The sequence below is a fragment of the Aliiglaciecola lipolytica genome (assembly GCF_018860635.1).
In the GTDB taxonomy this organism is placed as follows: domain Bacteria; phylum Pseudomonadota; class Gammaproteobacteria; order Enterobacterales; family Alteromonadaceae; genus Aliiglaciecola; species Aliiglaciecola lipolytica_A.
In genome coordinates, this window is the sequence record NZ_JAHKPT010000021.1 from 261,830 (window position 1) to 280,101 (window position 18,272).

Annotated in this window: 9 protein-coding genes; 8 read left to right on the forward strand and 1 reads right to left on the reverse strand. The window is 40.9% G+C overall.

Annotated elements, in window-relative coordinates:
- Positions 1 to 43: 43 nt before the first annotated feature.
- Complete coding sequence (locus KO530_RS09615; RefSeq protein ID WP_216048199.1) at positions 44 to 2,488, reverse strand: LamG domain-containing protein; 2,445 nt, start codon at positions 2,486 to 2,488, stop codon at positions 44 to 46.
- A 498-nt stretch (positions 2,489 to 2,986) separates the two neighbouring features.
- Here KO530_RS09615 and KO530_RS09620 point away from each other — a divergent pair, with 498 nt between their 5' ends.
- The 8 genes from KO530_RS09620 (at position 2,987) to KO530_RS09655 (ending at position 18,149) form a co-directional block, all read left to right on the forward strand.
- Positions 2,987 to 4,474 carry a sulfatase-like hydrolase/transferase gene (locus KO530_RS09620; protein WP_216048200.1) on the forward strand — a complete coding sequence of 496 codons (1,488 nt, stop codon included), beginning with the start codon at positions 2,987 to 2,989 and terminating at the stop codon, positions 4,472 to 4,474.
- A 2-nt stretch (positions 4,475 to 4,476) separates the two neighbouring features.
- Complete coding sequence (locus tag KO530_RS09625) at positions 4,477 to 5,946, forward strand: sulfatase family protein (RefSeq protein ID WP_216048201.1); 1,470 nt, start codon at positions 4,477 to 4,479, stop codon at positions 5,944 to 5,946.
- 102 nt (positions 5,947 to 6,048) lie between these two features.
- Positions 6,049 to 8,481 carry a right-handed parallel beta-helix repeat-containing protein gene (locus KO530_RS09630; RefSeq protein ID WP_216048202.1) on the forward strand — a complete coding sequence of 811 codons (2,433 nt, stop codon included), beginning with the start codon at positions 6,049 to 6,051 and terminating at the stop codon, positions 8,479 to 8,481.
- Between the two features lie 115 nt (positions 8,482 to 8,596).
- Positions 8,597 to 10,258, forward strand: a complete 1,662-nt coding sequence (locus KO530_RS09635) for a sulfatase family protein (RefSeq protein WP_216048203.1) — start codon at positions 8,597 to 8,599, stop codon at positions 10,256 to 10,258.
- A 2-nt stretch (positions 10,259 to 10,260) separates the two neighbouring features.
- Complete coding sequence (locus KO530_RS09640) at positions 10,261 to 12,882, forward strand: glycosyl hydrolase family 95 catalytic domain-containing protein (protein ID WP_216048204.1); 2,622 nt, start codon at positions 10,261 to 10,263, stop codon at positions 12,880 to 12,882.
- 222 nt (positions 12,883 to 13,104) lie between these two features.
- Positions 13,105 to 14,127: a glycoside hydrolase family protein gene (locus KO530_RS09645; RefSeq protein ID WP_216048205.1), complete on the forward strand. Its 1,023-nt coding sequence runs from the start codon at positions 13,105 to 13,107 to the stop codon at positions 14,125 to 14,127.
- A gap of 3 nt (positions 14,128 to 14,130) precedes the next feature.
- On the forward strand, positions 14,131 to 15,324 hold the full coding sequence (locus KO530_RS09650; RefSeq protein ID WP_216048206.1) for a putative glycoside hydrolase: 1,194 nt from the start codon (positions 14,131 to 14,133) through the stop codon (positions 15,322 to 15,324).
- 389 nt (positions 15,325 to 15,713) lie between these two features.
- Positions 15,714 to 18,149 carry a glycosyl hydrolase family 95 catalytic domain-containing protein gene (locus KO530_RS09655; RefSeq protein WP_216048207.1) on the forward strand — a complete coding sequence of 812 codons (2,436 nt, stop codon included), beginning with the start codon at positions 15,714 to 15,716 and terminating at the stop codon, positions 18,147 to 18,149.
- Positions 18,150 to 18,272: the final 123 nt, after the last annotated feature.

The following is an 18,272-nucleotide window of genomic DNA, read 5'->3' on the forward strand; positions in this document are numbered from 1 at the left end:
TTCACAACCTAAAGAGAGTTTTTTTTAGCTGGATGTTACATCATTAAAGACCTGCAGCATTTTTTATTTCAAACTGTCTTAATGCCCGTTGATGAATAATAAAGTCATCCATCTCGCCGACAAAAGTACTGCCAATTATTACGTCACGACTATCACCATTGAGTGTCGTTGTATCTATGGTCTTTTGAGACCCTAAGACCGTCGATGTTTCTAAAACGCCATCTACATATAGCTTAGTATTTGCCAAATGTTCATCGGAAGAAACAACCGCAATATGATGCCATTCACCGTCATTAATTTGTGTCGTGCCTTTCACAATTCCACCGGTGATATCTAATCTCAGTGCGCCATTTTTTAATCGCACTTCGTATTGTTCACCATCTACAGAATTCTTATTACCCCATTGAGCAATAACAGCACCACCAAAGGTCGTTTTTATCCATGCCATAACCGTGCGTGGCTCACCACCATTAACACCACTATACCCCTTTGAGTTTTTTGAGTTATCAGTTGTCATTACTACTTCATGTGCGTAATCACTGTCATACAAATCATCAACATCTACACCACTATCGACACCGCTAAATGAATAAACTTGACTGTCACGAAAAGCATCATAAATACCGCTAATCGCACCTCTGTTAATTCCTGAACGGTTATAAACAGAACTGTCTGTCACACGAGTTGAATTCGCAGAATCTTCAAATCGAACATCTAGGGCTACTTCTAAATCAAGGTCTGCATTTGCTGAATTAACAACATAAGCAATTTCGTTTTCGGCTAACGCTCTATCGTGAACAACAACTTTATCTATAAGGCCTGTGTATGCGCCACCTATTTCCACGTTGCCACCCGACGTTGTATTAAAGGTAGCAGAAGCATTATCATTCACAGCAACATTCTCTAAAACACCGTCTATATAAACTCGAATGTTTTCAACAATATTATCAGGTGCGACAACTGCGATATGATGCCATTGGCCGTCGTTAAGCACAGTTGTTCCTGAAACATTAGATCCTTTTAATATCAATTTGAATTTACCATCTACTACTCGCAACCACCAACGTTCTCCAGTTGTGTTGTTGCCCCAGTCGATAATGTCACCTTTGCTGTCTGAGGTTTTAATCCACGCCATAGTCGTACGAGCATTATGACCTAAAATGCCTGCATAGCTGTCTAACTCAAGCTGATCACCTTCAGTAAAGCTGGCAACTTTTCCTCTCGTTGCATCATTTACAAAGGAAGCACCTGATACGGAAGCCGTATATTGATTCACTGAATCATCATAAGCAGTAGTGCCATCAGCGCCGTCTAAATTCATATGTAATTGTTTGCCAATATTGAAATTCATTCGTTCAAGCATTTTAACTTGTGGTTCAGAAATGATTCTTGCTCCTCCGCCACCAAGGGCATCATTACTATCTTGACTTAGTGCCCATGTATAAGCGCCTCCGGCCTTTAATGCTCGATTAAGCCAATCTGATCCTTTTGCTTCAGAAAATACCACGGTTCCACCATTCCAACTTTCTTGGAGCGGCATGAACATATGGCCAACAGAACCAACATCATTACCAGTGCCCGGAAAAACTCCATCTGATGTAGCTTCAATCGACGTTAACATGGGAAGGTTTTTATCATCCGACGAAACTTCGCTACCGATTGGAGTTGGATGTCCAAAGGTATAATCGTCTAGGGTGTCTGGGTTATTTACCAAAGGCACTTTATCACCTTCGTTAAATGTTACGACAGCATCACTATTTCCAGCTAAAGCGGCGGCATGAAGCAATGTGCTATCACCAAATCCTGAATGATCAAACCACCAACCATCAATTGTGTTTCCATAACGCAATGATAATGTTTCTACAATATTTACCATCGACAATTCAAAGCTGCGATAAAGACTGCTTGATGGATATTGCTCTAACACATAATCTCTCCAACGATTCATATTCGCTGAGCAATACACTTGGGTATTAGGATCAGTAATTAATGGCTTAGAAGATTTACAATTAGGAATGGATTTATCTAGATCCATTGAATTCTGCGCACCGTGTTTGAGCATACCTGGACCTTGCGTCGCAATATAAGCAATAACTTTGATACCTTTTGCTTTGAAAGCGAGAGCGAGTTGATCAAAGAGATCTTGACCGGGAATAGTTGGGTCATATAAATCATTATAACTATTGGGTGCTGACAAAGGATTTATTGCTTCAACCTCGGAAACTGGCACGATAAACCGGTCGCCAGAGGCACCGTTAGTTAAATTAAGTTGTACCCACTTCAAACCTGGAATGGCTGAAATTTGTTCTACTGCTGCGTCTACATTATATTCCGCTACATGGCTACCAGAGTAAGCCACATCGCCACCAGGAATTCGATAACTAATTCCCCAATTACCTTGCATCCATGCAGCCTTTGTTTCCGCATAAGCATTGCAAGACATTAGGCCTAGGATTACCGCACTACGACAAATATTGCGTATTTTCATGTGTCCCCCCCTTTTTAGGGTTATTTACTTGTTGTATTAATTAATTTTTCAAATTGTTTAAAAATCGTTTTTGCTACTAATTCCACGCACTTATATGAACTATTTCACATACAAGAACAACCAATGTTAACCGTCCATTAAAAATAAAATAACATTTCATATGTGAAAAATAAACGTATTTTTAACATTGATGGCGGAGGGTATTACTAGGTTCTTTATGTCTAGGGAAATTTGTCAATTGCTAGTTAAGAGCGAATCGTTAAGAGGGCGTAGCTAGGGGTAGCCTTTATTAAATATAGGTTTAAGCTCTAGAGACGTGAATTTTTTCTATACGGCTGAAGTGACTTTCTAGTGTAAAGATAGGCATTCATTTTCAAAAACATCATCAGTAATTATCATATATAAAATAATATTTTAAATATGATTGCATTGTGTTAATCTTTTGTTATAAATTTTGGTTAATGTTCTGGGCGAAATAATCCCAAAGAGAAGTCAGAAATGGATAAACATAACTTTATTAGCGTCGCCGAAAGTCTCAACCTAAGCAGCTATGCAGTGTCTAGAATATTACAGCAGGTTAGAATTGTTGGATTAGCGAGCCTAATCTGTTTGGGACTGGCGGCCTGCGGTTCCACTAAATCGTCTAACAATAACGCTCATTCTTCAGACAAGCCCTTAGTAAAGCAACCCAACATAATTTATATCTTTGCTGATGATTGGGGCTGGGGAGATCTGAGTGTTCATGGTAATAAGCAAGTTAACACGCCCAATATCGATAAATTGGCCGCAGAGGGAACTGATTTTTACCAATTTTCAGTGAGTAGCCCAGTGTGCTCTCCTAGTCGCGCTGCTGTAATGACCGGGCAGTTCCCCTCAAGAAACAACATAAATCAACATTTTGCGACCATTAAACATCACGAGCGAGCTGGCATGCCAGATTGGCTTGACGCAAAAGCTGCAATGCTGCCACGTGTCCTTAAAGATGCGGGGTATGCCACGGGACATTTTGGTAAATGGCATTTAACCAATGTACAAATTGAAGATGCGCCACTGCCAACTGAATACGGCTATGACGAATACGGTGCGTTTAATTTACCTGGTTACAATATGCCGCCATCCGAGACTGCTAACCAAGCAATTGATTTTATTAAGCGCCATAAAGATCAACCGTTTTTTGTCAACTTGTGGATCCATGAGACTCATACGCCACATTATCCTGAACCTGCATTAATGAAGGAGTACGGGCATTTAAACGAACAAGAAATGCTTTACTCAGCCATTATTGCAGCTGGAGATCGCGATGTTGGGCGAATCATGGCGCTGCTTAAAGAGCTGAACATTGACGACAATACTTTGGTTATTTTTAGCTCAGACAATGGTCCTGAAGTAACCGGCGAGCGAAAGTTTATGGATGATGATTCAACTGGTCCAGGCTTTGGTACCTTCTATTCAGTGGGTAAAACACTAGGATTAAAAGGCGCTAAACGTTCACTATATGCTGGTGGAGTGCGCGTACCTTTTATTGCCCGTTGGCCTGGCGTTGTACCTGCTGGGGCTATCGATAAAAACTCGGTTTTAAATGCCGTTGATTTACTCCCCACTTTTGCTGATCTTGCTGGCGCCACTTTGCCTGCAGAGTATGTGTCTGACGGACAAAGCATTCGTTTAGCCCTTGCTGGCGAAACCTTTGAGCGAAGTAAAACCTTGTATTGGGTTTGGCCTCCGGGTAAGGGAAGTAAAAGCACTGCCACACCGAATTGGCCAAATTACGGCATACTGAAAGGGGATTGGAAACTGTTAGTCAACGATACCCTTAAAATAGAAGAGCTGTACCAAGTAAAAGAAGATTGGTACGAGGAAAATAACGTTGCTGCCCAGCACCCAGAGGTTGTAAAAGCCCTTCGCGGTGAAATGTTGCGGTTACAGCAACAGTTCCCTGCAACTATCCCTGAGCATGTAAAGTCTAAATTACGGGATCAAAACTAACTATGCGTATTAATAAACATAGAGCACGATTGATCAGTTTTACTGCCTCTGTATTGCTTGGCGTGATTTACAGTGACGCTTATGCCGATGAAACAGCAAAACAACCGATAGAAAATGCACAACCTAATATTGTCATTATCTTTGCTGATGATATGGGATATGGCGATATTCAGGCGTATAACCCTGCAAGTAAAATTGCCACACCTAATCTTAATAAAATGGCTGAACAAGGCGTGTCTTTTACCGACGCACATTCATCCTCTGCAGTATGTACCCCTTCTAGATATTCGTTGTTAACAGGTCGATACGCATGGCGAACGCATTTAAAACGTGGCGTGTTAAGAGGACACTCACCAGCGCTTATAGAGTCGGACCGAACCACAATTGCATCGATGTTAAAGTCACAAGGTTACAACACCATAGCGGTGGGGAAATGGCATGTGGGCATCGGCTATGCCGAGACTGACTATTGGAGTCAGTTGACTCGAGGTCCCAATTCAGTGGGTTTTGACTATTTTTATGGGATAGCAGCTTCGCTTGATATGGAACCTTATGTGTTTATCGAAAATGAGACCTTAGCGACACCATTAACTGGAAAAATTGTGGAGGCGAGTCAATTTCGTCGAAATGACGGTGCGGGGTTTTGGCGCAAAGGATTGATTGGCGAAGGTTTTGATCATCAAAACGTTTTGCCAACCCTTACCCAAAAAGCATTAGAGCAAATTCAATTGGCGTCACAATCGGCCGACAAAAAACCTTTCTTTTTATATTATGCGTTACCAGCGCCACACACTCCTTGGTTACCCAGCAAAGCGTCGCGAGGTAAAAGCGCTGCAGGTCATTATGGTGATTTTGTGATGGATGTGGATAATTTGGTAGGACAGGTGAATGAGCAACTCAAGCACTTGGGCATTGCCGATAATACCATCGTTATTTATTCCTCAGACAACGGCGCCCATTGGACCGACAATGACAAGCAAAAATACCATCACTACGCCAATGGCAAGCTTCGTGGTCAAAAAGCAGATATCCATGAAGGTGGCCATAGAGTGCCTTTGATCATCAACTGGCCTCACAAATTTGTGGCAGGCAAAGTCAGTTCTTCATTAGTGGTACTAAATGATTTGTTGGCTACAGTGGCATCTATTACAGGTGCAGATGTTGAACAGCTCGATAATTTAGACAGTGTCGATTTTTCTTCTGAATTAACCTCAACACAGACCACAAATTATCAGCGAGGTGCCGTTATTCATCACTCTCACAGAGGCTTGTTTGCCATTCGAAAAGGAGATTGGAAACTCATTGAAGGTGAGGGCAGTGGTGGTTTCACTCGCGTTAAGCCGGATGGACAAGCAATGCAGTTATACAACCTAAAAGAAGATCCAGCTGAAACCACTAATCTATTTGAAAAGCGCCCTGATATTGCCAAGCAATTACTTGTTGAGCTTCAGGAAATTCGTAGTAGAAGGTAGTAGTCGACAACAATTTGCAACTTTCTGTTTGCGCTTTTAAATAAAATAACATGCTGTGATAAGCAATAAAGTACTCTATTTACTCTGGGAATTAATCTTTACATGAACAAAAAAGATGCCACTTTATTATGCTTGTCCTTGTTAATAGCGCTCACAGGTTGTAAATACGCGGCAACGCCAGAAACGTCTAGCCAACAGACGAAGGCTCAGCAAACAGCAGTATTTTCCAGTTTTAAGGTTACACACAATGGTGAGCGCATTATTTTAGTCGCTCACCCAAGCGGGGATAGTCTGATAGATGCACTTTCTCACGCTAAAAAACTGTTAGCACAAAAAAAGTCGGTCGAAATTCAGTTAACTGAAGGTACATATCATCTGACACAAGGGATTATTTTAGGCCCAGAATTTTCTGGAACCGAAAAAAGCCCATTTGTTATCAAACCGGTAAATAATCATCAGGTAGTATTGAGCGGCGCAACACCAATAAAGCCCAAGTGGCAACGTCATAACGATAGGCTATTAAAAACACAGGTTGATGCAAAAGAATTCGACTTGCTTTTCATCGATGGTAAACAACAAGTTAGAGCTCGTTATCCTAATTTTGATAAAGATATTGCTATATTTAACGGATTTGCGACTGATGCGATTGCCCGTGAACGTGTTGCAACATGGAAAAATCCTGAGGGCGGTTTTGTGCATGCTTTACACCGTTCTCGCTGGGGCGGCATGCACTATAAAATTACCGGTGTAGACGAAAGTGGCGAGGTGATTTTAGAAGGTGGTTTCCCAAATAATCGAACTTCTGGTTTGCATAACATGTACCGCTATGTAGAAAACGTTTTCGAAGAGCTTGATGCTCCAAACGAATGGTTTTTTGATAAACAAACCAAAACCTTATATTTTTATCCTTCCCAAGACTTCGATATAAAAAATAGCAAAGTTACCGTATCTCAATCGGCACATCTTATTGAACTGCGGGGCAGCATTAATCAGCCGGTTAAAAATATCCATATACAAGGTATTACCTTTACCCAAACTAAAAAGACATTCATGCAAACCAAAGAGCCGTTGCAGCGAAGCGATTGGACGATTTATCGCGGTGGTGCTGTTGTGCTAGAAGGCACTGAAAATTGCCAAATCAGCAATAACGTGTTTACCGAGTTAGGGGGGAATGGCGTTTTTGTCAGTAACTATAATCGTAATGTGACTATTGCTAGTAATGAGATTTTTAATATTGGGGCCAGTGCTATCGCCTTTGTTGGCAGCCCAGATGCTTTACGTTCGCCAAGTTTTCAATATCGCACATATGTAGAACTTGATGATATGGATATGCAAGCTGGGCCCAAAACAGCTAATTACCCGGCTAACTCAAAAGCGCACGATAATTTGATCCACCACATAGGACAAATTGAAAAACAAGTAGCTGGCGTGCAAATTCAAATGGCGGCAGATATTACCGTTAGCCACAATTCTATTTATCATGTTCCCCGTGCCGGTATTAACATTGGTGAGGGGGCTTGGGGTGGGCACATCATTGAATACAACGACGTATTTGATACTGTGTTAGAAACCAGTGACCATGGCGCATTTAATTCCTGGGGACGGGATCGTTTTTGGCATCCGAATCGAAACGTTTTGTTCGATATCGCCAAAACACATCCTGATTTGTACAAACTCGATGTGTTAAAGCCCATTGTCATTCGGAATAATCGTTTTCAATGTGATCATGGCTGGGATATAGATTTGGATGACGGTTCTTCCCATTATCAAATTTATAATAATCTGGCATTAAGCGGTGGCATTAAATTGCGTGAGGGTTTTAATCGGGTCGTTGAGAACAATATTGTGATCAATAATTCTCTGCATCCACATGTGTGGTTTGAAAATAGTAAAGATGTATTTCGTCATAATATTGTCTTTGGCTCCTACAAACCGGCGCTAATGAAAATAGAAAAGTGGGGGCAAGAAATTGACTACAACCTATTTAGTACAGAACAACACTTAAAGGCGTCGCAAGCATTTAATACTGACCAACACTCTATTTATGGCGACCCGCAGTTCGTCGACCCACAATCTGGCAACTATCACGTTGGTAAAGCATCACCTGCCCATAAAATTGGTTTTAAAAACTTTGCGATGGATAAATTTGGCGTGTTAAGCAAGCACTTAAAAGAAAAAGCCGAGCAACCCAGCATTCCCGAATTAACAAATAAAGACGCGAAAGGCCGACACGATCATTTAATTAGCTTATTTGGTGCGCAATTTAATTCGGTTACAACACTAGGTGAGCAGTCTGCCTTGGGTATTCCTGAAATAGCAGGCGCATTTGTTGAAACCATTAAAAGTGGCATTGCGCAAAATGCAGGTTTGCGTGTTGGGGACGTCGTACTTTACGCCATTGTTAATGATAAGAAACAGAAAATAGTCAGCAATACCGATTTACGTGATGCATACGATCAAACGGAATGGCAAGAAGGCCTTAAATTGATCATTGTAAGAAATCAAAAAGAGCAAATGATTTGGTTAACTTATTAAGTAAATAAAGTACCTATTTGTCGCTATTTGAAATGACTTGTTAGCTTGACTGTTCTTCAGGTTGTGAGGGGCAGTTTTGATAAAACGAATGGGCAATTAAACATACGGATAAACAATGAAAATATTTGCAAGAACATCATTATTGAAAAACGTCACATTACTTTGCGTGATATTCACCTTGTCTCCCTCAGTATCTGCAGACACTAGCAAACCTAACATTGTTTATATTTTGGCTGACGATATGGGCTATGGAGATATTCAAGAACTTGCTCCCCATGGAAAAATAAAGACCAAAAACCTTGATAGAATTGCTCAAGAAGGCATCGCATTTTCGCAAGCCTATACAGGTTCATCTATTTGTACTCCTACACGCTATGGTCTTATGACGGGCCGATATCCTTGGCGTGAAAACGTTAATCTTGCCGCTAATTATGGCTCTCGCATTATGCCTGAAGGGCAAGAAACCGTTGCTACCTTTTTACGTAGCCAAGGTTATAAAACATTGATGGTGGGTAAATGGCACCTTGGCACAAGTTGGACGATGAAAGATGGCTCAGTGGTGAAGTCACGACAAAGTATGAGCCATAAAGCGACGCTTAGCGAAGATAAAAGCATTAATTTTAGTGCGCCTTTTTATGGCGGTCCAACCGACCATGGATTCGATTCTTGGTTCGGTATTGCGGGGAGTTTAGATTTTGCACCATACGTTTATCTTGTCGATAATAAAGCAAGTAAAATACCTACAGAGCACCTTGTTGGTAAGAATCGATTTGGTCATCGCACCGGCTTTGCTGATCCTGATCTTGAGCCCTCTCAAGTTCTGGGGGAATTTACAAAACGTACCGTAGCGGCAATTGAACAACAAAATAAAGATGAGCCTTTCTTTTTATATATGCCTCTTAATGCACCGCATTCGCCTGTTGTTCCTTCGAAAGCATTTCAAGGGCTGAGCAAAATTGGCCCGAATGCTGACTACCGTATGGAAATTGACTGGACCGTTGGGCAAGTGCTCGATGCTTTAGACAGAAAAGGTTTATCAGAGAACACGCTAGTTATTTTCACTGCCGATAATGGCTCTTACCCGGGCGCAACAATAGAACTTAAAGAGGCAGGGCACGACACTCACGACGGACGACGTGGCGAAAAAGCCACTTTGTTCGAGGGCGGTCATCGCGTGCCGTTTTTAGTCAAGTGGCCTAAAGGCATTAAAGGTGAATTGAATCGTAGAGAAAACGACAATATTACCTTAGAGGATTTTATTGCCACCACCGCTGATATTCTCGGTCAACCAACACCTGATTATGCTGTTGATAGTGTAAGTTTTTTACCTCAATTACAAGGTAAGGAAGCGCCTGTTGGGCAACGAGAGGTTATTATCAGTAGTTTACATAACATTTTAATTGCACGTGATGGTGAATGGAAACTCATCTATAAATCTTTAGCAGAAATCGCAGAGATTAGACAACGAAATCAAATAAACGCTAAAAAGCTAAAAGAAGGCTACTTTACGCCCAAAAGTAACGAACCATGGTACCAACATGTAACCCTTTTTAACCTAAAAGACGACCAAGGTGAAACGGTTAATATTGCCCGACAAAACCCAGAAATAGTTGCACGCCTCCACAGCGCTGTTCAGAAATCCATAAAGGATCAACGAACCAACAAGGGCGAACCCAAACCAAAAATTAATTGGCAGGTTAATTTCGGCATTGATGCCGATCAACAACGTCGGCTAGCCATACTTGATAGCTTACAATCTGCGAAGGTTAGTTACTGACTATGATTTTCAAACGAGCATTTTATACTGCAAAGTTAATGTTACTGAGCTTAAGTGGATTGTTGTTAGTGGTGGGGTGTAGTGGCGAGCCCTCAACAATGCAATCACCGACTATTGAACGTAAAGAGAGTACGTTAACGACTGCATATAAACACGGTATTACTATGGTTACGCCAGCGTTTAATTGGCGTGAAGGCTTACCCGCTGGCAACGGCACCATCGCTGCCACTGTATACGGTGCGATAGCTGAAGAGCGCGTGTTATTTAACCATAATGAATTATGGTATGGCGGCAAAATATCACCTTTGCCCGACGTTTCAGATGAACTACCCGTGGTGCGACAACTGATGTTGGATAAAAAGTACCTTGAGGCTAACTATCATTACACCAATAAATTAAGGGAAAAAAGACTAGATAGTGCCAATGCCAAGTACCACCCCGCGTTTGATCTTTTGGTAACTACAAACGCTGAACGCATGTTCGCAGACTATGCGCGCACGCTTAATTTTGAAACCGGTGAAATAGAAGTGAAATGGCGAGATGGTGACATTAGCATGTCCCGTCGTTTGATTGTTTCAATCCCTGATCAAATATCGCTGATGTCTATTAAAGCGAACAAGGCCAAATCGATTACGGGTGAAGTCACTTTAGATATTCACGATTTACGGGATGCTATCGCACAAAAAGGTGGCAATTTTGATCCGGGCTTCCGATACAAAAGTCACGCCGATGGTGAGTTTATTAGTTTTAGTTCAACAGGCAGTGATCGCGGTGAATTTGGTGGCGTAGTGCGTGTGGTTGTTGATGGTAGCAATGCTCAAGCGCTGAACATTATACCTAGTGCAAAAAGAAAGTTAGACGGCTATGTTGGACAAACGGAAGGTAAAATTAGCTATCAAAATGCAGACGAGGTGACGTTGTACATCGCCGTATTTGCCAACGAAGATAGTTCTACTGCAATTGCCCGGCTCAAAAGCGAACTTGCCGAAATTGATGAAGGTTATGACGCCTATTTTGCGCGGCATAGTGCCCTACAAAGTCAGAGATTTAATAGCATAAACGTCAATATCAATCCAAATGGTAGCAATAACACGCCAAATGAAGTCTTGTTACTCAATGCTTATCAAGGTGATGTATCTAAAGAGCTTAAACAAAAGATGTTTGAGTATGGCCGTTATTTACTTATTTCTAGCAGTACAGCTGGTGGCTATCCTGCGAATTTACAAGGTATTTGGAATGGTTATTATAGCCCACCTTGGCGCTCTTTATATGGTATCAACGAAAACTTGCAAATGACCTATTGGCAGGGCCTTCCTGGTAATATGAAAGAGTCGATGATGGCGTTTTATGACTATTTTGACAGCCATATTGATGAATTTCGGGAAAACGCACGTAAATTGTGGGGAACACGGGGTATTTATATTCCTCCCTTTATGTCTCCAGATTCCGGGGTGCTTCGCCATACCGCACCACATGTGGTTAACTGGACCGATGCTGCGGGGTGGCTAGCAGCATTTTATTATGATTATTACCTGTTTACCGGCGATGAAAACTTTTTGAGAAATCGCGCTGTTCCTTTCATGAAAGAAGTAGCGCTATTTTATGAAGACTTTATTGTTAAGGGACCTGACGGTAAAAATATGATTTTTCCGTCCCAATCACCAGAAAACGAACCCGCAGAAATGCATATTACCGATGCACAAACAGGTCGTGTTCATAAAGTAAAAGTACAAATTAATTCAACCATTGCCTTTGCGATATCCAAAGAAGTACTGCGCAATTTAATAGCAGCTAGTGAACTATTGGATATAGAGCAAGCCGGTGTGAAACGTTGGAAAGCGTTACTTGCTGATATGCCAAATTATGCAGTGAATGAAGATGGCGCGTTACGTGAATGGATGCATCCTGATTTTAAAGACAATTATGAGCATCGTCATCAATCCCATATCTATCCATTATTCCCCGGCCAAGAAATTACGGCTGAGTCTGAACCTGAGCTATTTCAGGCCAGCAAAGTTGCCATTGAAAAACGTTTACGTATTGGTCTGAAATCACAAACCGGTTGGTCACTTGCACATATGGCAAATGTTTATGCGCGCTTAGATGACGGTGAAAAAGCACAAGAAGCCTTGGATATTTTAACCCGTTGTTGTTTAGGTCAAAACCTATTTACCTATCACAATGATTGGCGAAACATGGGCGCGACCTTACCGCTTATTTGGGGGCCAACAGCACCGTTTCAAATGGATGCGAACTTTGGTTATAGCGCAGCAGTTACTGAAATGTTAGTAGGCTCTACGCAAAGCATATTACGTATTTTACCAGCGATTCCAGGTGATTGGGACGAAGGAAGTTTTAGCGATATTTTAACCCGGCTAGGAATTAAAGTTTCAGCAAAATGGAGTGAGCAGGCAAAACAAATTGAGCTATCCCTAGTAGCAACAAGAAAGAGTCATTTCGATATGAAATTTCCGTCGCCAATTAAACAGATAACGGCAAGTGAAGAGCACATACTGGGTCCCTCAGAATTCGGCGAAAATTACACAAAAGTGAGTTTGTCGGCAGGTCAATCAGCGACTTTTCAGGTGAGTTTGAAGTTAGCTGCATCTGATGTCAATAAATGATGTTGACTATGTTTTAATTATATTTTGTTTTATATATACAATGATGATTTGTATGTGATATAAAATCGAAGGCGTCGAACTAATTGATATTATTCATATGACGTCTATTTATACGCAATTTGCTAAGTAGAAATGCAATAAACAAAAATAGATAAATTAATGTTCATCGTCCTACTGGCTGAGTTTGTGATTTGATTTAAGTTAAACCAAAGTGGAGAGTTGATGAGAACAATATATATAGCTATTTCTGCCTTTGTATTTGGACTTTTGTCCCAGTCAGTAGCAGCCATCGAAGAATCAGCCTTAGTAAAATCTATGTTGCCAGGACCTTTTATCTTGCCCGCGCCAGAAGGAACTTGGACATGGGGGATGGCGCCGATTTATGATGACAACGGTAAAGTACACGTCTTTAATTCTATTATTCCTAAAAATGGCCGATGGACTAAACATAGTAAAATTGTACATTGGATAGCAGATAAACCTGAAGGCCCATATACGCTGCTAGGTGATGTGTTGGTCAGTGACAGTGCCAGCTATCATAATCCACAAATTTCAAAAGTGGGCGACACATTCGTTCTCGTGTTTCTATTAAATCGATACAAAGACGAGAACGGTTCAAAGCAAGAAGTGGGCATAGCAACCACCCAATCTTTAATGGGGCCTTGGATCGAAAGTCCGCATAATCCAATTATAAAAGCGACACCTGAAAATGGTGAACATGCTTCAAATCCTACTTTTGTTGTCGCGCCCGATGGTGAGTATAGGATTTACCATAAAACCATGACTACCCATGAAGGCGAGATTTATCGTGAGATCTCGCTCGCCACAAGTAATAATATTGAAGGGCCGTATAGGGTTTCTGAAAAAGGTCCTGTGATCACTTATGCAGAGCAAAAAGTGGATATTGAAGATCCTTATGCATTTTATTACAACGGCATGTATTACATGATCTTAGAAGATCGACAAGATGTGTCGGCGTTGCTGGAAGGTAAGCATACCGGTGATGCAAAGAAAGGGGGATGGAGACCGGGGTTACTGTATAAATCGAAAGATGGCCTTGATTGGGGCACACCAAGTGAAGCCTATAAAACGAACCAAATTTATTACGGTCACAAACTGGCTCGTAGCGAGCGGCCAAGTATTTTATGGAAAAATGGCAAACCGGATTACCTATACCTTGCTTGTCACGATGATGACAGTAGCGCGGGATATATTTTGAAAATTAATGGCTGGGAAGGAGAATAAACAATGTTAAAGAAGACGTTTAAAGCTATAACGTTGTTTACAGGTTTGGCAATTTTTAATCAGGCATTAGCAACAAATTCAGACAAGTATCCAGAGTTTTCTTGGGATACTATGCCGCTATATATGCACGTTTGGAAACAGACATCATATAGCAAGGATGAACTTAACTATTTAGCCCAATTTCCACTTATCACCTTAGAAAAAGCTCAGGGTAAAAAAGAAGGGTCGGTTCAAGAAGGCACCTTGAAAGCAGCTCGTGCAATCAAACAGATTAATCCAAAAAGCAAGATACTCTATTATAAAAATATCGTTATAGATTGGCACAGCGGAGCGAGCAAAGATCTCGCCAGAATACCCAATGGATATTTGCAGACTGACGATGGCGATTATCCTGTGGTGAATGATAACAGCAATACGAGGTTTTTCGATATCTCCAAGGGTGAGGTCCAACAGTGGTGGCTCAAAGACGCAAAGGAAATGTTAACCGATGAGTCAATAGATGGCCTATTCATCGATGCCAATATCAAAGTACTTATTGGCTACTATTTTGCTAAATCAAAGAAGCTGGGACAAGCCAAAGCGGATGCGTTAATCGCTGGATATCATGACTTACTCAGCGCAATTAATAACGAATTCCGCGATGACAACATTATTTTGGGAAACATTATCAGAGCACGTTTTGATAACGCTGGACTGGAATATATGGAATATTTCGATGGCTCATATTTCGAAGGATTTGAGCATAACGTTGGTGGTGTTTCCAAACCTGACTATCTTGTTAAGGGGATAGAAGCTGGTCAAAAGGCTGCTCGAGAAGGGAAAATTTTAGCTTTTACCGCAGGACTTGGTGAGGCATTAAAACAAGACAGTTCAAAAATTGGACTTGATGAGGCTCGTCAGAAAGTAGGCAATATCCAACACATTCAAAAGCGTTTAGATTATCTAACTGCTATCTTTTTGGTAATGGCCGAAAAGTATAGCTACTTTTACCCTCACGATGGTTTTGGCGTACAAACCAATAAACATGGCGAGCAACGCAATCGAACTTGGATGCAAACTTTCCCCGCATTTAAAAATAGGCTTGGCGCTCCTAAAGGACCTGCGAAAAGGGATGGTTATATATTCACCCGAGAGTTTGCATATTGTTCTGTTTATCTGAATGTACAAACACAAGAAGCTAGATTGACATGGAAATGATCGCGACAGTGTAAATCACAATGAGGTATATCGAGGGAGTAAGCAGTTTGAGTAGTGGGATGTAATCGCTGAGCTCTAAATATCCAAACAGAAGTTCATCGCGGGATTATTGAGTCCTCATCAACACCGCTAAGTGATTTTTACAATTCATCCAACCAAAAGGGCTGCATTGCCCTTTTTCAATTGTTTAATTATCAATTTAATAAAGCGAATTAATTTTTAAATAATTCGTTTCATATGTTAAACAATGTTTGAAATATTGTTATGACTGCTATAATATCCGTATGCAAAATAATCATTCTCTTTTTAATATTTATTAGAATTTCTAGGTGTATTGAATTAGAAATTGGGGAAATACCTTGGTTAATTATCACTCTATAAAAAATAAAATGAAGACGCTTAAAACTGACCATCTTAAATGTGCTTTGTTATTGGTTGGGGCTTCATTCTTAGCATCTTGCTCGAACAATAATGAAGGGATAGCTGCTGCGGAAATGGTTAAGCCCAAAGTAGCAGTAAACATCGATTATAAATCCTTTCTATCACAACAAGATCTGATTTGGGATCGGATCCCAGATAAATGGACCGTCGCTCCTTATACCGGAAACGGTAACGTCGGATTTTTATTCTATCAAGCTGAAAATGAAGCCAAAAATGTTATTTCTATACATACAGGTAGACATGATTATTACGACCATCGCTTACCTTATAAAGGTGAGGAAATGCTATGGATCTACCGAGGTAGACTGCCCTTAGGACATTTTAATCTTACCTCCAAAGGTGATATTGAAAAAGTAGATCTTAGACTTGGATTATATGACGCAGAGCTAACCGGTGAAATCACCACAAGCCTTGGTTCATATGCAATTAAAGGCATCACGCATAGTGAAGAAGATATCATTTATTTTGAAACTGATGCTAAAGACGGAGAGTCAATCACTATAAGTTGGCATCCGGATGAGCCTTATCCACCGGTAAAAGGATTTTTCGATAGAGGAAGAGGTCCTAAATCTGCCCTTTGGGATCGCATGCGGAATGCGCCCATGCCTATGCCTCCGAAAGCTTCAGTATTCAAAGAAGATGATATGAATTTTAGTTTTCAACCATTGTACCAACATCGTGGTGAAACTACTGTTGGCTGGGAAGTGCTTGGAAAAGAGTCTGGCAAACAATATTTATCAGCCAGTATCCATCATAGTTTCCCTGAAAAAAACAGTCTTCAAAAAGTGAAAGCGAATCTACTAAAAGCCCGTGAATTATTAGACGAAAAGCGGTTTTTTCAAACCCACCAACAGTGGTGGCATAACTATTACCCACAAAGTTTTTTATCTATCGGTGAGCCAGAAAAAGAAGCCTTTTATTGGATACAAATGTACAAATTGGCGTCAGCTAGCCGCGGCGATGGTCCTATTCTTGATTTAATGGGGCCATGGTACAACGATACCTTCTGGCCAATGGTGTGGGGCGATTTGAATGTTCAACTAATTTACTGGACACACTTAACAGCTAACCGCATGGAGTTGGGAGAATCCTTAGTCAATAATATAGATAAATATCATGACAACCTAACTGGTAACGTACCTAAACATTGGAAAGACAGTGCCGCTGTTGGTGCATTATTCCCGCAAGATATGGTGTCGACTAATGGTGCAAAAGTCCCTGATATGTTGGCTTGGTTATTACACGATTATTGGCTACATTGCGTTTATTCAGGTGATGAGCAGCGATTGCGTGATGGCTTATTTCCTATCTTGCGAAAAACCGGCAATAGCTACTTAAATTATTTAAAAGATAATGCTTTAGTTTCTGATGATGGCACTATTCATATCAAATACAGTTGGTCTCCTGAATATAAGCCTGGTCGAGGTCAGGACATCAATTTCACGATTGGATTGTTACGTTGGACATTCGAAACCTTAATCGAACTTGATCAAAGCAATAATATGAATGATCCACTCTCAGCCGAATGGAAACGGGTATTAGACAATCTTGTGCCTTTTCAAGTAGACGAGAATGGTTTACGGATAGGCAAAGATATTCCTTTTGATAAGCCGCACCGCCACTATTCACATTTACTGCCGATTTACCCTCTAGCCCAATTGAATGTGGATAACGAGGAAGATGCCAAGCTTGCACGGACATCGGTAGACCATTGGTTAGACGTGACTATGTATAGTCAGAAAAAGGCCAGCGCGATGAAAGTTACTGGTTATACCGCAACTGGCGCAAGTTCTATTTACGCAACTTTAGGCGATGGCGAGCTAGCTTATAAATATTTAGACTTTTTTATTAATCATAAAAATGTTTCACCTACGACTATGTACGCCGAGGTGAAAACGCAACCGGTAATAGAAAGTCCACTATCTTATGCTACCTCAGTGCACGACATGTTATTACAAAGCTGGGGCGGTAAAGTTAGGGTATTTCCTGCGGTTCCTAAACATTGGGAAGATTTAGCGTTTCATCAACTACGGACTCAAGGTGCATTTTTGGTAACGGCTAAAAAATCTGCCGGACAAACTCAATTTGTAGAGCTGCAAAGTTTAGTGGGAACGCCGTTAGTTATTAATCCTGATATTGCTAACCCAATTATCTATATTGACGGTAAGTTGGCTGACAATACGCTTGTGAGAAAAGACCAACGTGGATTTTTCCACATCGAATTAGCAAAGAATGAACGTGTTTTGTTCATGTCGCCAAACATTTCTCAAGGTGACCTATTTATCAGTTCCCAAGACATTGAAAAATCTCAGCAAAACCTATTTGGTCTAAGTGAGAAAACAACCCGTTTACCATCTCATGCATTTTATTACGGTGAAGAATGATCTTTAGCTGAATAAATTGTTGCAACTTTCGTATTGAAGCAAGCGCTAATGGTTTAGCGCTTGCCTCTGCGTTACTTAAAGACACTGAGTAAGCAAAGGTTATTTTAAACAGTATTGATTCAT